This is a genomic window from Streptomyces griseorubiginosus (genome assembly GCF_017614965.1).
Lineage (GTDB): Bacteria > Actinomycetota > Actinomycetes > Streptomycetales > Streptomycetaceae > Streptomyces > Streptomyces griseorubiginosus_B.
In genome coordinates this window covers 1-14,100 of the sequence record NZ_WVUG01000103.1, presented here as the reverse complement: position 1 = coordinate 14,100, position 14,100 = coordinate 1, and the positions used below count along the sequence as shown (strand labels likewise).

General features: G+C 70.5%; 13 protein-coding genes. 4 read left to right on the top strand and 9 right to left on the bottom strand.

All coding sequences use genetic code 11. The features are described from left to right. Position 1 precedes the first annotated feature (1 nt). From GRC12_RS20400 to GRC12_RS20365, 8 genes are all read right to left on the bottom strand, one after another. Positions 2-1,636 (bottom strand): GH3 family domain-containing protein, encoded by a 1,635-nt coding sequence (locus GRC12_RS20400; RefSeq protein ID WP_208780746.1) that lies wholly within the window; start codon positions 1,634-1,636, stop codon positions 2-4. Continuing rightward, positions 1,637-2,365 (bottom strand): DUF6182 family protein, encoded by a 729-nt coding sequence (locus tag GRC12_RS20395; RefSeq protein WP_208780745.1) that lies wholly within the window; start codon positions 2,363-2,365, stop codon positions 1,637-1,639. Next, a complete protein-coding gene (locus GRC12_RS20390) occupies positions 2,362-3,492 on the bottom strand; it encodes a hypothetical protein (RefSeq protein ID WP_208780744.1) in 1,131 nt (376 codons plus the stop codon). Before GRC12_RS20390 ends, GRC12_RS20395 begins: the two co-directional genes overlap by 4 nt. Then, positions 3,489-4,340, bottom strand: coding sequence for a TauD/TfdA dioxygenase family protein (locus GRC12_RS20385; RefSeq protein WP_208780743.1), 852 nt, complete (start codon positions 4,338-4,340; stop codon positions 3,489-3,491). The genes GRC12_RS20390 and GRC12_RS20385 overlap by 4 nt, the downstream gene beginning before the upstream one ends. 10 nt (positions 4,341-4,350) lie before the next feature. After that, positions 4,351-4,764 (bottom strand): lasso peptide biosynthesis B2 protein, encoded by a 414-nt coding sequence (locus tag GRC12_RS20380; protein WP_208780742.1) that lies wholly within the window; start codon positions 4,762-4,764, stop codon positions 4,351-4,353. Further along, a complete protein-coding gene (locus GRC12_RS20375; RefSeq protein ID WP_208780741.1) occupies positions 4,761-5,018 on the bottom strand; it encodes a lasso peptide biosynthesis PqqD family chaperone in 258 nt (85 codons plus the stop codon). The genes GRC12_RS20380 and GRC12_RS20375 overlap by 4 nt, the downstream gene beginning before the upstream one ends. After that, a complete protein-coding gene (locus tag GRC12_RS20370; protein WP_208780740.1) occupies positions 4,999-6,876 on the bottom strand; it encodes an asparagine synthase-related protein in 1,878 nt (625 codons plus the stop codon). Before GRC12_RS20370 ends, GRC12_RS20375 begins: the two co-directional genes overlap by 20 nt. A gap of 109 nt (positions 6,877-6,985) precedes the next feature. After that, positions 6,986-7,108 (bottom strand): lasso RiPP family leader peptide-containing protein, encoded by a 123-nt coding sequence (locus GRC12_RS20365; RefSeq protein ID WP_208780739.1) that lies wholly within the window; start codon positions 7,106-7,108, stop codon positions 6,986-6,988. Positions 7,109-7,498: 390 nt separating this feature from the next. Here GRC12_RS20365 and GRC12_RS20360 point away from each other — a divergent pair, with 390 nt between their 5' ends. From GRC12_RS20360 to GRC12_RS20350, 3 genes are all read left to right on the top strand, one after another. Beyond that, on the top strand, positions 7,499-8,161 hold the full coding sequence (locus tag GRC12_RS20360) for a DedA family protein (protein WP_208780738.1): 663 nt from the start codon (positions 7,499-7,501) through the stop codon (positions 8,159-8,161). A 149-nt stretch (positions 8,162-8,310) separates the two neighbouring features. Beyond that, the gene (locus GRC12_RS20355; RefSeq protein WP_308286584.1) at positions 8,311-9,447 is read left to right on the top strand and encodes a sensor histidine kinase; all 1,137 of its coding nucleotides are present in this window, start codon (positions 8,311-8,313) and stop codon (positions 9,445-9,447) included. Next, entirely contained in the window at positions 9,447-10,082 is a 636-nt protein-coding gene (locus GRC12_RS20350; RefSeq protein ID WP_208780756.1) for a response regulator, read from the top strand. Before GRC12_RS20355 ends, GRC12_RS20350 begins: the two co-directional genes overlap by 1 nt. A 54-nt stretch (positions 10,083-10,136) precedes the next feature. Here the strand turns inward: GRC12_RS20350 and GRC12_RS20345 are convergent, their stop codons facing one another. After that, entirely contained in the window at positions 10,137-11,162 is a 1,026-nt protein-coding gene (locus GRC12_RS20345; protein WP_208780736.1) for an ornithine cyclodeaminase family protein, read from the bottom strand. Between the two features lie 389 nt (positions 11,163-11,551). Here GRC12_RS20345 and GRC12_RS20340 point away from each other — a divergent pair, with 389 nt between their 5' ends. Next, the gene (locus GRC12_RS20340) at positions 11,552-13,963 is read left to right on the top strand and encodes an MMPL family transporter (protein WP_208780735.1); all 2,412 of its coding nucleotides are present in this window, start codon (positions 11,552-11,554) and stop codon (positions 13,961-13,963) included. The last annotated feature ends 137 nt before the right edge of the window (positions 13,964-14,100 follow it).

The window sequence follows — 14,100 nt, the reverse complement described above, 5'->3', positions numbered from 1 at the left end:
ATCAGGCGGCGTCCAGGGGCCGGGCGGCGACGATCCTCGCCCAGGCGTCGTCGGCGGGCACGAAGACCCGGTCCTTGACCCGGGGCGGGCGTTGGCCGCCGCGCACGGCGCGTTCCCACTCCCGCAGGAAGGCGTCCTCGTGCACGGTGATCACCTCGACCGGGGCGATCCGGCCCGACCGGCGGCCGGACCGGTAACCGGGGCACTGCTGCGCCAGCCGCACGTCGAGGGCGTCGGCCAGCGCCGGAACGGGCGGGCCCGCGAAGGCCACGGCGACCTGGTAGTGCCCGGCGGTGCCGTCCGCCGGGGTGTCCAGGCGGTAGGTCGCGTTGCGGATCTCCGCTCCGGTGTCGTGACAGGCGGCACGCAGGGCGCGGACTGCCTTGGCCTCGGTCAGCCGTTCTCCGGCGGCGGAGCGGACGGTGTCCCGTCCGGCGTACTCGACACGTGGTGTGCGGCCGACCCGGCCCACGACCCGCACCACGTCCGTGACGGCGCACCGGTACATTCCGCCGACGTGGCTGAACACGAGGTGGTAGTCCTGTCCTTCCTCGATCTCGGTGCAGAGCAGCGTCTCGCTGTCGGCGGTGACCGGCCCGTCCGCGGGGACGAACTCGTAGACGCAGCCCGGGACGTACAGCGGTGCCCCGGTGGGATGCAGGTCGACCGGCACCCCGGCCGGTCCCTCGCAGGACGCGATCGGCGCGGCGAACGTCCGCACTCCCGGGCCGTAGGTCTCCCGCACCCTGGGGAGGTAGAGCGAGGCGAGCGCGCTGTTCCACACCAGGACGGCGTTCAGACGCGGCCAGAGGTGGTACGGCAGGACGGTGCCGAACGTCTTGGCGTACCGGGCGATCTCGTCGGCGCGCTCCGGGTTCGGCTCGGTGTGCGGGCGGCCGTCGAGAGTGCCGGCCCTGATGTCCTCGACGAGCCGGGGCCACAGGGTGCGCAGTTGGTACGGCAGTCCGGCGACCATCGCCGGGTTGACTCCGACGACCACCCGGATGTCCTGCTCGGCGGCGAGGCGCAGCTTGTAGTAGCCGCGTTCCCAGGGGTCGGCGTCGGCCAGTTCGTCCGGAATGCGGCTCCAGGGGCTGTCGTTGCCCGGTCCGACGGCCGAGGTCTCGCCGAACCGGCGGTAGTCGACCTGACTGGCACCGATGTGCGGCTGGCCCTTCCGGGTCCTGGCCCGGGGTGCGGTCGGGTCCTGCCACAGGTTCAGCACACCGCTCGGCCCCGCCGCCTCGGGCAGTGTCCGCAGCATCGGTGCGAAGCCGGCGTAGTAGAAGGGCAGGAAGGTCCACTGCATGTAGGTGCGCGTCACCGGAATGTGCTTCTCCCGGCCGGTACTGCCGCTGGACGAGAAGTAGACGACCGGATCGTCCGCGGTCAGCACCCGCGGCTCGCCGTCCATGGCCCGCTCGATCCAGGGCATGAGTGCCTCATGGGTGCGGATCGGCACCGCCCGGCGCAGGTCGTCGACGGTGCGCACCCCGGCAAGCCCGTGTTCCCGGCCGAATGCGGTGTCCGCGTTCTGCTCCAGAACGCGGGTCAACAGATCGCGTTGCACCTCCTCGGGCCGGTCCAGGCTCTCCAGGAGCCGCCGGTGCTCCGCCAGCACGCGTTCGGCATCCATTCAACGGCCTCCTTCGTCAGCGGTCGGTGTGAGCACGCCGTACAGGCGCAGCCGGTCAGGGTCGGTGTCGCTGTAGGTGATCCGGGTCTGGACCGAGGCCGCGCGGGCGGGATCGAGAACGGCGGCGAAGCGGGCGGCGTCCAGGGTGGCGGTGTGCTCGACGCGGAGGGTGTCCCCGGGCCGGATCAGACCGCGCAGCACCCCCTCGGCGATCAGGTGGTGGACGTGCACCAGGTAAGCGCCGCTGCTGACGCCACCGGTCGCGAGGGTCACCGACGCGACGTTGCCCGATGGAGGGCCCGCGACGGGGACGGTGAGCGGGCTGGTGGGCACGTCGACCGGTGCCGGGCCATGGAATGCGCGCAACAACCGTGACAGTGGGGCGAGTTCGTGGCGCCGGGCCGGACCGTACCAGGCCAGGTCCGCTGTCGCCGCCAGGTGGCTGTGCGGGTGACGGACCGCCACGCTCGTGGGCCGGCCCGCGAGGAAGACGGTCCTGGTGAAGGTGCGGTACCAGCCGTCCCGCAGGGTGTCCGGAATCCCCAGCGCGAAGTCGGCGGCGCCCGCGATGAACGCTGCCGGGTCGAGGTCGGCCACGACGACGGCGGCGGTCAGCCCGGGTGGGGCGGGCCCGTCCCGCAGTCCCCCGTGGACCATGGCGATGCGGGTTCGCGCCGCCAGGGCCAGCGGCTCCCCGGCGGACGATCCCTTGTCCGGCGCCGTGTTCATGTGTAGATCGCCCGGAGTTCGGGGGCCGGCGCACCGGCTCGTCTCCCCAGCAGGGCGGCCGTCAGCCGGTACGGATCGACGTAGCCCTGTTGGGTTCGGAGCAGGGAAAGGGTCGCCGCGAGTCCTGCGGACGTGCCGCCGTCGGCCGGGGCTCTGTCGAGCAGGCCGGCGGCACGCCCGACACAGCGGCGCAACAGGGGCATGCGGAACGGCTGCGTCGAGCGCTGGTGCAGGGTGCCTGCGAAGTACAGCCGCATCCCGAGCCGGTAGGCGGCCCGGTCCGCCGTGCCGGACGTGGCGGCGAGATCGCCGAGCGTCGATCCCTTCCAGCCGCCGTACCGGCTGGATCGCGCCGCGCCGCCGACGGGCACACGGCTCAGTGGGAGGCGTACCGTACGGGCGCCGAACTCGGTCAGGACGCGGTCGAGCAACAGGTAGTCGGCGGCGATGCCGTCGTCGTGGACCAGCAGGAACAGCCGACCGGGCCGGATCATCGGGACCAGCTCGCGCAGGATGGGCAGCAGGTAGTTGGGGTGCCCGTCAGCACCGATGAGCCGGCGCAGGGGCAGACCCCAGCGCGGGCCGTCGAGGTGGACGGGGCCGCCGAAGCGCCGGTGGTCGACGAGCAGTCCGCGTCCGGCCAGTGCGCCGACCATCGCCTCCGCGGTGGCGGCCAGCGGGCGGTCGGTGGCGCGCCCCAGGTCATCGACGCCCAGCTGGTCCAGCTGGGCGCTCCACAGGTCGAGCACGCGTCGGCCGGCGGGGTGGACCCAGCCGTCCTCGTCGGCTCGCGTCAGACATTCCTTGACCGCCTGCGGGTCGGCCTCCCGGCGCTCGGAGTGGAAGCGGACGTACCGTTCACCGATCCGGATGTCCGACTCCCGGTTCCAGTCGGTGTGCGGCTCGGTCAGGTCGAGATGGTGCCAGAAGGCCGCCGCCTGGGAGGTGACGGTGGCCATGCGGTTGTTCCAGACCAGTCGTACGCCACCGACCCGGGCGCTCGCCTTGACCAGGATGTCCGTCCACAGCAGGCCCTTGACGTGGGTGGGGGTGAGCGGCTTCGTCGGAGTGATCGTCACCGGTGCCACGACGAGTTCGTCGGCCGCGGTGGTGAGGCTCCGGTTCACGGTTCCCCTGCGATGGTGATGCGGCGGGTGATCTTGCGCTGGCCCACCGCGGCCGGGATCGCCTTGTGCATGACCGAGGCGTTGTCCCAGATGAGCAGGTCGCCCTCGGTCCAGCGATGCCGGTACAGGCGTGAGGCGTTGGTCGCGGTGTCGTACAGGAGCTGGAGCAGTTCCGCGCTCTCGGCGGCGTCGATTCCCTCGATCTCCCGCAACCAGTGCTGGTTCAGGTGCAGGGCCCTGCGGCCGGTTCCGGGGTCCTCGGACACCAGGGGACGGCTGATGTCGCGCAGTTGCTCCAGTTGTCGGCGCCGGTCCTCCGCGGACAGCCTGACCGTTTTCATCGCGACGGCCCGGTCCATGTCGCGGGCGGCGATCTCGCGGCACGGGTAACGGCCCCGCAGCCCGGACACCGCCTTCCTCACCTGGTCCGGCAACGCCCGATAGGCGGCGCGCATGTCCGCGAAGAGCGTCTCGCCCTCCTCGGCGGGTGCCTCCTGGCAGTACAGGAGCGTCACCGACGTCGGGATCCGGGCGAACGACCCGTCGGCGTGCCAGTACTGACCGCCCGCGTTGGCACCGACACCCCGTACGTTGGTCTGGAGCCGGATGTGCGGGTGACCGGGCGCCCGGTGCTCGGCCGGGAAGACCTCCTCCGGGCGGCCGAACCGGCGCGCGAAGGCGCCGTAGACGTCGTCGTCGTCGGGGAAGTCCACGAGGTGGAGGACCCCGAACTCGCGCAGCAGTGCCCGGACGGTCGGTCCGGCCAGGGTGCCGGGACCGGAGTCGTCCGGCGAGAATCCCTCGATCCTCAGTCCGAGGCCGAACTCGGTCAGTCCTGTCATCTGCATGGCAAGCCGTTCATCGAGGGGGGACACGGATCAGTACGGTGTGGTATCCGGGCGGGTACGGCTCATCGACCGGCTCGCCCTCGGCCTCGACCCAGGCGTGGGCGAGGAAGGGGACCACGCGCACGCCCGAGCACCAGGTGGGCCAGTGGCCGTGCACCCGGCACAGCAAGGCGGTGGCGATCGACCGCTGGACGCACCCCTCGCCGGCACAGGCGACGCTCACCGCGACGACCGCCTGCCGGCTGCGCAGGGCTTCCTGCGCCGTGGAGGGGCGTGCTCCATGGCGCACCAGCCGCAGCACCTTGCGGATCCGGGCGGGTGGCTGGTGCATGAGCAGCCGGGCGACGAGTGTGGCCAGCCAGGGCACGGGCCGGCGATGCAAGGGCAGGCGGGGGCGTTCCGTGAGGACGACGGGCGTACTCATCGGCGGACCAGACCCGCTTGCCGCAGTTTCTCGAGCAGCGCGTGCGCGTCGGCCTCGGTCCGCTCGGCCGGAACGCTCGCGCCGTTCGCCGCCACGATGCCGGCCCGCGCGGGGGTGTCGCCCGAGAGAAGGCGGTTCAGGACGCGGGCTCCGGCGGCGTTGAGCTGCCAGTAGCGTCCGGACCGCTCGTCGAGCAGCACGGCTCCGCTGTCGGTCTCGGCGACCGAGACCCCTTCAGCCAGAGTGATCGACACGGTTGTCTCCTCCCACGGATGTGCTCGGTCGCGACTGCGCTCGCAGCCAGTTCTCGGCCGCCATGGTGGCGTCGAGGGCGGACCAGGGCAGGCCTGGCGGATAGGCGGCCAGTGCCATGTGCCGCAGGGTGCCCGCGTCGATGAGTCCCAGGTCGGCGAGCAGGGGCTGGTCGAACAGTTCGGCCAGCTGCCCACGGTGCCGTTTCTGTCCCTTGAAGAAGTCGTCCGAGAACTCCCCCTTCGTGGCCCGTTCGAGGGACTCGGCCGGCATCGTGTCGCGCATGGCCTCGACCATCAGTGGTTTGTACGACCACGGGGAACTGCGTTCCTCCGGGCGCACCGCCAGGCAGGCCTCGATGACGCGGTCGTCGAGGTAGGGCGCTTGAAGGACGGCGCCCTCGTCGGCGGTGACGGTCTCGGCCAGCCGTACGGCGGCACCGAGTTGGCGGGCCAGGTCGATGGTGGTGTGCGCGGACCTGGACGGCGCGTGGGGTTCGGCGGCTCCGGCGCGCTCGCGAATCCGGTCGGCGAGTTCTGCGACGGCCTCCCGCTTCACCCATGGGGGCAGACGCAGCGGGTACTCCCAGCCGAACAGCGGCCGGTTCCCGGAGGGAAAGGCAGTGCCCAGGTCGTCGGCCTGGCCCACGAGCCACGGCCCGTACGGCTTGCGCTCCGCGAGGGCCTGGACGGTGCTGGACACCGACCAGCGCCGCAGTGCCCGCATTCCGGCCAGGTGTTGTCTGGCGAGCGCGGGCCGTCTGCGCATCAGGTCGTGCAGGTAGTTCGGCTTGACCGGCAGGACCTCGTCCCCGCCGTGGCCGGTGAGGTGGGCGACCGCTCCGGCCGCGCCCAGCCGGCGTGCGGTCTCCCGCAGGCGGGCGACGGGACGGATCCAGCGGGTCGGCTCGTCGAGGCCCGTGATCGGCTGGGCGACCTGCGCGAACATGTCGGGGAGTTCGCCCGGTCGGAACACGGTGTGCGTGACATGGCCGCCGTCCATCAGCCGCTGCGCGCGCTCGGCCCACACGTGGTCGTCGTGCGTGGGGTCCGCCACCCCGATACGCACGGTGACGAGCTTCCCGCCGGCGGCGTGCGTGGCCCGGGACGCGAGGAAGCTCATGGGTGTGGAGTCCAGGCCGCCGGACAGGTCCGAGCCCACGGTCGCTCCCGTGCGGACGCGGGCGGCGACGGCGTCCGCGAGAGCCCGGGCGAGGGCGGGCGCCCCCTCGGTCCGATCGAGTTCCTGGGGCGGCGGCCGCCACCATCTCCTGGTGTGTGGTGTGCCGTTGGCGTCGAGGTGGAGCCAGCTGTCGGGCGGTACGGCTTCCACGCCCGACCACAGCGGTTCGATCAGCGCAGCGGGGGTGATGGCCAGCAGACGGGCCGTGAGCCGGACGGGGTCCAGCGCGGCCCCGGTGAGCGAGGCCAGCAGGTCGGCCCGGTCCGCGGCGACCGGCACACCGCCGACGGTGGTGTGGAAGACCTTGCGTACGCCGGAGACGGTGCCCTGCGCACGGACCTGACCGTCGATGGACGCCAGTACATGGGCGGAACCGGCCAGGGACTCGGTGAGCCGGTCGACGTCGGAGAGATGCCGGATACGCCGGGCCCAGAGCAGCAGGTCCCGTTCAGTGACGGAGTGGACTCCCCGCACCAGCAGCCGGGTGCCGCCGTGTGCCGCGTGGACGAGGGACGCGGGCCCCGCGTCGGGCCCCGATCCGATGATCCAGGGGCGTCCCGAGGCGTGTGCGTGGGTGAAGGACACGTACGAGCGCAGCCGGTCGACGACCACGGTCGTGGCGTCGCTGTCCGGCAGCGCCACGAACCAGGAGCCGTTGGGTACCGATATCGATTCCATTGTTCCTCCGCGGGCGAGCGAGCGGGGTGCGGCGAATCGCGGTCACGGGGCACCGCTCAGGCCGCACCCCACCCGCTTCATGGCGCGTTTACTTCAGCCGGACCTCGACTTAGTCGAAGTGAATGAAGAAGTCGGCCAGCGGGAAACCGACGCCCTTGGTCAGGTCGTCGTAGTCGCCCAGCTCCACAAGCTCGGGAACTTCGTAAGCAGTCTCCTGCTCCATGTTCTCCATCGTTGCCCTCCTGTCAGTGTTGTGCACTGAATTCGACATGTCGGAGCGTCAAATACCCGTTCTCGCAGGTGACTTGGCGCCCGATGAACCGAGGTTAACCAGGCCGGAATTCACGAGTCAACGAAATCCGACTGCTGGCACTTTGCTGCCAATGCGGGCTTCCTCTTCCTGTTTTCCGGCCGCAGCAACGTGCCACTTTCGTTGCCGCCACCTCGTCTGCCGGGTCGCACGCCCACATCCACCCTGCGGAAAACCACAGGGTGGAAGGTACGGAGAACCGCACAAGTTCGACGGCAATCCTCATACCGGCGCTGATCAGCGGTTCCTAGCGTGGTCAACGGATCGCGGCATCTGCCCGCGGCGACGCGCCCCGCAGCCTGGAGAATTCGAATGGACCTCTTGACCCTGGCTCTGCCCCAGGAACCCGCCGGCGGTATCGCGGGCTGGGCAGCCGACCTCGTGGACACCATGGGCGGCCCCGGCGCGGGCCTCGCCATCGCCCTGGAGAACCTCTTCCCGCCGCTGCCCAGCGAGGTGATCCTCCCGCTGACCGGCTTCGCGGCCGGACAGGGCGTCATCAGCCTGGTCTCGGCCCTGTTCTGGACCACGCTCGGCTCGGTGGTCGGCGCCGCCGTCCTCTACTGGATCGGCATGCTGTTCGGCCGGGAGCGCATGCACGCGATCTGGGCCAGGCTGCCACTGGTGAAGACGTCCGACCTGGAGCGGACGGAGGAGTGGTTCGCCAAGCATGGCACCAAGGCCGTCTTCTTCGGCCGTATGGTGCCGATCTTCCGCAGTCTCATCTCCGTCCCGGCCGGCCTGGAACGCATGCCCATGCCGGTCTTCCTGCTGCTCACCACGCTGGGCAGCCTCGTCTGGAACTCCGTGCTCGTCCTGGCCGGTTACTGGCTCGGCGATCAGTGGGACCTCGTGGAGACCTATGTCGGGGTCATCAGCAAGGTCGTCCTCGTGCTGGTCGCGGCGGCCCTGGCCCTCTACATCGTGGTCCGTCTGCGCTCCCGCGGCTCGGCCCAGCACCGCCGTACGTCATGACCAGTCCGCTGCTCACTCCGATCGAACGATCTTGCCCGGGTTGCGCCGCCGCAGTAGTCTCGGCTCACGTGCAGGGGGACTCGGCGGACTTCATCACCCGATCCCTCCCGACGGCGCTCGGACCCGCGCAGCCGGGAGGTGAGCCTCCGGTGACGCGTCCTCCGACATTGCCACGACGGGCCGCCGGCATCCTGCTCGGCTGTCTGACCGCGTTGGGGGGACTGCTGTACTTCGCGGTCGTCGGCACCCTTCTGGGACCTCTGCTGCTGTGGCCGCGCACCCGACGACATGCCTACCTCGCGCTGGTCGCCGGGGCCCGCCGGCTGACGGGACTCGAACGCCGGCGTCGCTCGGTCTTCTTCGGGGAGGTCTTCCCCGACCGCCCCGTTCCCGACCACCGGATCCTGCGCTACCTCGCCTCCCGCACCTACGCCGGTCTGGTCACCGGCATCGTCGTCAGCCTGCTCGGCTTCGGCATCGTCCTGGCGGGGCTGCTCGTAGCGAGCCTCGCACGGGGCGCGCTCAGCTGGCGCGAGTTGCTCACCCAGGGGCTGCTCGGCGGTGTGCTGCTCTTCCTCGACGTACAGGGCCTGGTGTCGCTTGAGGCGTTCGACGCTCGCCTGGCACGCGAGAACTTCGGTCCGTCGGAACGCGAGCTGATGCAGCAGCGCATCGACGAACTGGCGACCAGCCGGGCCGCGGTGCTGCAGGCCGTGGACTCCGAACGCCGCCGTATCGAGCGGGACCTGCACGACGGGGTGCAGCAGCGCCTGGTGGCGCTGGCCATGCTCCTCGGACGGGCCCGTCGGGGCCGTGCGCCGGAACAGGCGGACAGCCTGCTGGAGCAGGCCCACCGGGAGTCGCAGGACGTGCTGACGGAGCTGCGGGAAGTGGCCTGGCGGGTCTACCCGACGGCGCTGGACAACCTGGGGCTGCGGGAGGCGCTCGCCGGGGTGTCCGAGCGGTGCAGCATCCCCATCCGGATGGACTTCGACCTCACTACACCGTTGCCGGCCTCCGTGGAGACCGCCGCGTACTTCGTCGTGTCGGAGGCCGTGACCAACGCCGCCAAGCACTCGGCCGCCACCGAGATCCTCGTGAGCGTCCGCGCACACGGCCCCGTCCTCGTCGTCCGGGTCGAGGACAACGGCGTCGGCGGCGCGAATCCCGCCGGCAGCGGACTGACCGGCCTGCACAGCCGGGTCGGCGCGCTGGACGGCCGGCTGCACGTTCACAGCCCCTCCGGGGGGCCCACCACGATCACCGCGGAGTTGCCGTGCGCGTAATGCTGGCCGAGGACTCGACCCTGCTGCGAGAGGGGCTGGTCCGGCTGCTCGTCGAGGAGGGGCACGAGGTCCTGGCCTCGGTGGGCGACGCCGTCGCCCTGCTGCGGGAAGTGGAGGCCTGTCAGCCGGACATGGTCGTCGTCGACATCCGGATGCCTCCCACGCACACGGACGAGGGTCTGCGGGCCGCGCTGGAGATCCGCAAGCGCTGGCCCGGCGTCGGGGTTCTGGTGCTGTCCCAGCACATAGAGCGCAACTACGCGGCCCAGTTGCTGACCTCGAACGCGGAGCGGGTGGGCTACCTGCTCAAGGACCGCGTCGCCCAGGTTGAGGAGTTCCTCGACGCGCTGGAACGGATCCAGGCGGGTGGCGCCGCCATCGACCCGGAAGTGGTACGGCAGTTGGTGATCCGTACGACGCACAGCGACCCGCTGTCCCGGCTGACCCCACGTGAGCGCAGCGTCCTGGAGACGCTGGCCCAGGGGCACACCAACGCGGCCATCTCGGAGAAGCTGCACATCTCCATGAGCACGGTCGAGAAGAATCTCAACACGATCTTCGACAAGCTCGAACTCGCCCACGCCACGGGCTACAACCGCCGGATCCTGGCCGTCCTGCGCTATCTCGAGTCATGACGGCGACGACGTACCGGCTCGCCGGCCGGTAGGTCGTCGCCGTCATGGGGGTCGTCACTGGAACGAATACGGGTTCAGGGCGTCGTCCGGCAGGTGCTCCACCTGCAGGCGGTCACCGATGCCCGCCTCCTCGGCGAGTTCGAGGAACACGTCCAGGGCGACATGGTCCTCGAGCGCGAAGCCCGTCGAGTCGAAGACGGTCACCCGGTCCCGTCGGCCGGCCGCCGTCCGCGGATCGCCGCACAGGGACATCAGGTCGGGACCGAGGTCTGCCGCCTCCAGTTGCTGGCACTCCCCCTCCCGCAACGCCTGCGCCACGTGGTCCGCTGTCACGAACGCCGATTCCAGCACGGCCCTGGGCACTTCGATCTTGCCGATGAGGTCGGCACCGATGGCGTTGATGTGCACGTGCGGCCGAAGGTTCTCGCCGCTGAGCACCGGTCCCTCACCGACGCCGACCGAGGTGACGGTGCAGATGATGTCCGACGCCGCCTCCAGTTCGGCGAGCCCCACGACCCGCACGTCGAGGCCGAGGAAGTCCACCCGGTCCGCGAAGGAGCCCGCGTGGGCCGGCTCGATGTCGTGCACCAGGATCTGCTCCAGCGGGAACACCCGGCTGAGCGCGTGCGCCTGGGTCACCGCCTGGGCCCCGGCGCCCACCAGGCCCAGGACCCGGCTGTCCGGGCGGGCCAGCAGTCCGCTGGCGATCGCCGAGGCGGCTCCGGTGCGGATCGCGGTGGGCAGGATGCCGTCGCAGATCGCCAGCAGACGGCCCGTCACATCGTCGTAGCGGGTGAGGGATCCGATGATGGTGGGCAGTTGGTAGGTGGTGGGGTTCGACGGCGTGTAGGCCACGGTCTTGATCGTTATGGAACGTCCCGGATCATGGTGCGGCATCCACTCGAGGATGGCCGTGTCCCCGGGGCCGCGGACGAATCCGTCCCGGGCGGGGCTCACACCTGTGTCCGACGCGGTGAACGCCTCCCGGAGTCGGACGATCATCCGGTCCATGAAGCGATCGTTGCCGCTCTCCTTGACGAGTTTGGCAACATGCTGCCGGGTGAGGATCGTGGTCTCCATTTTCTCCCTCGAGTTTCGTCGCACCTCGGCAACTAATTGCCAAGGAATATGCGCTGTTCATTCAACGCGCTACACTCCGCGATCGGCGAATATTCCACCCGGGAAGCGACGACGCGGTTTTTCCGGTACCGCTGATTCGTGCTTCGAACGTAACGGGCCCGAGTTTTAGTGGTCAAGGTTTTCCCAGCGCAGTACGGTTTCCCGCAGGTTTCTCGGTGCGGGTTTCCACAGGGCCGCAGCTGCGGTTTTCCGCATGTTGAGCCTGCGGAAAGCAACGGCCACCACGACGGTTTACCTCGTATCCACGCGCATGTCGGCGGACCTAGCGTCTCCTCCGTCGAGTCCCACCGGCTTCTCGAGCCGGAGCTGCAGCAACGGAAGGAAGCAAGGTGCGAAAGAAACCGGCAACGGTACGGATTGCGCGATGGAGCGCCACCCATCCGTGGTCCGCCATCGGTCTGTGGGTCGTGTTCGTCGCCGCGTGTCTCTTCCTGGGCGGGGCGGCGGGTACCAACGCGCTCAGCGACGACGAGTCGGGGGTCCGTGAGTCGGGCCGCGCCGGCAAGATCGTGCACTCCGGCGACTTCCCCGAGAAGGCCGAGGAGAACGTGCTGATCACCGCCGAGGACGGCGGGAAGCTGGACCGGGCGGCCGGTCGGGCGGCAGCGGCGGACGTCGTCAAGCGGATGAAGGCGCTCTCCGGCGTGGAGAGTGTCGGCGCCCCGATCGCCTCACCCAACGGCAGGGCCCTGCTGGTTCCGGTCACCATGAAGGGCGACACGGAGAACGCCGACCGGCGGGTCCAGCCGCTGCTCGACGCCGGCGCGGCGGTCCAGAACGCCCACGAGGGCCTGCGGGTCGACGAGGTGGGCACAGGTTCGACGGCCAAGGGACTGTCGGACACGCTCGGTGCGGACTTCGAGAAGGCCGAACTGATCAGTCTGCCGCTGACGCTGCTGATCCTGCTCGTCGTGTTCGGCGCGATCATCGCCGCCGGCGTCCCCGTGGTGCTCGCGCTGTCCTGTGTCGGCGCGGCCATCGGGCTGTCCACGCTCGCCTCCCACGTGCTGCCCGAGACCAGCGCGGTCAGCAACGTCATCCTGCTCATGGGCATGGCCGTGGGCGTCGACTACTCGCTCTTCTACCTCAAGCGCGAACGCGAGGAGCGCCGCGCCGGCACGTCCCACGTCGACGCGATCGAGATCGCCGCGGAGACCTCCGGACACACCGTCGTCGTCTCGGGCACCACCGTGATCGTGGCCATGGCCGGTCTCTACCTGGCCAAGGACGCCACCTTCGCGTCCCTGGCCACCGGCTCCATCATCGTCGTGGCGGTCGCCGTGCTGGCCTCACTGACCGTGCTGCCGGCCCTGCTCGCCAAGCTGGGCCGCTGGGTCGACAAGCCGAGGGTGCCCGTCTTGTGGCGGCTGACCATGCGCTCCGGCGAGTCCCGGATGTGGCGCGCGCTGCTGCGCCCCGCGCTGTCCAGGCCCGCCATCACGCTCGTGGTGTCCGTCGGCGCGCTGCTCCTGCTGGCCGTGCCCGCCCTCGACATGAAGCTCAAGCAACCGGGCTCCGACGACCTGTCCCGGGACATCCCCGTCGTCCAGGCGATGGACCGGCTGACCGCGGCCTTCCCCAGCAAGGGCACCGTGCACCAGGTCGCCGTTCGCGCTCCCGCCGCGGAGGCCGGCGAGGTGAGGACGGCGCTGAAGGGCCTGCTGGAGCGCACCGCGGACAACAAGCTCTTCGCGCACGACTCGACGCCGACGATCAAGGAGTCGGCGGACCACCGGGTCCACACCGTCGACGTGGGCACGCCGTACCAGCCGAAGAGCGACGGAGCACGGGAGTCCCTCGACCTGCTGCGCGCTTGGCTGCCGCAGGCGATGGCCGACGTGCCCGGCGCCGAGAGCGCGGTCGGTGGCAAGGTGGCGCAGGGTGTGGACTTCACGGGGCATCTCGAGGAGCGAATGCCCTGGGTGGTGGGCTTCGTCCTGGTGCTGACCTTCGTCACCATGGTCCTGATCTTCCGGTCGCTCGCCGTCGCGATCTCCGCGATCCTGCTGAACCTGCTCTCGGCGGCGGCCGCGTTCGGTGTGCTGGTCGGTGTCTTCCAGCACACCTGGGCGGAGAAGATCCTCGACTTCCACAGCTCGGGCGCGGTCGTCTCGTGGCTGCCGCTCTTCCTGTTCGTCGTGTTGTTCGGCCTGTCGATGGACTACCACGTCTTCGTGGTCAGCCGGATCCGCGAGGCCGCGCTGGCCGGCGCCCCGACCAAGGACGCCGTCCGGGACGGCATCACCCGCTCGGCGGGCGTCGTGACCAGCGCCGCGATCGTCATGGTCGGAGTGTTCGCGATCTTCGGCACGCTGTCCATGGTCGAGTTCAAACAGCTCGGTGTGGGGCTGGCGGCCGCCATCCTGCTGGACGCCGTGATCATCCGGATCTACGTCCTGCCGGCACTGATGACGGCCCTCGGCAAGTGGAACTGGTGGCCGGGCGGGATCTCCGAGGGCGGGCGCGGTTCCTCGGCCCGGCTCCCGGAGCGGACCGAACCCGCGCGGCACCGCCCCGAGGAGCAGCCGCAGTACGCACGGTTCACCGCCCCGCAGCAGTACCGGCAGGGGGCACCGCAGCAGTACGACCAAGGCATGTACCAGCAGCCGCGCCAGCAGAGCGGGTACCAGCAGGGCGCGTACCAGCAGCCCTACCAGCAGGACGGCCACCCGCCGCAGCAGCAGTCGCGCCCCGGCCGGCACCGCCCTGATACCTCGCGACCTGACTACTACCAGCCGTAGAGCCAGGTCCCTCCGCCGAGGAGGGAGGGTCTCCCGTCACCCCCGGGCGGAGACCCTCCCTCCTCTCCCTTTCTCCTTTTCCGTGCCGTCCACCGCCCGGCGCCTGCGCCCGGCCGCGTGGAACGACGACGGAGGGG

Coding starts and splice junctions, on each gene's coding strand:
- GRC12_RS20400 (WP_208780746.1), bottom strand. CDS start 1,636: ATGGATGCCGAACGCGTGCTGGCGGAGCACCGGCGGCTCCTGGAGAGC.
- GRC12_RS20395 (WP_208780745.1), bottom strand. CDS start 2,365: ATGAACACGGCGCCGGACAAGGGATCGTCCGCCGGGGAGCCGCTGGCC.
- GRC12_RS20385 (WP_208780743.1), bottom strand. CDS start 4,340: ATGCAGATGACAGGACTGACCGAGTTCGGCCTCGGACTGAGGATCGAG.
- GRC12_RS20380 (WP_208780742.1), bottom strand. CDS start 4,764: ATGAGTACGCCCGTCGTCCTCACGGAACGCCCCCGCCTGCCCTTGCAT.
- GRC12_RS20370 (WP_208780740.1), bottom strand. CDS start 6,876: ATGGAATCGATATCGGTACCCAACGGCTCCTGGTTCGTGGCGCTGCCG.
- GRC12_RS20365 (WP_208780739.1), bottom strand. CDS start 7,108: ATGGAGAACATGGAGCAGGAGACTGCTTACGAAGTTCCCGAGCTTGTG.
- GRC12_RS20360 (WP_208780738.1), top strand. CDS start 7,499: ATGGACCTCTTGACCCTGGCTCTGCCCCAGGAACCCGCCGGCGGTATC.
- GRC12_RS20350 (WP_208780756.1), top strand. CDS start 9,447: ATGCTGGCCGAGGACTCGACCCTGCTGCGAGAGGGGCTGGTCCGGCTG.
- GRC12_RS20345 (WP_208780736.1), bottom strand. CDS start 11,162: ATGGAGACCACGATCCTCACCCGGCAGCATGTTGCCAAACTCGTCAAG.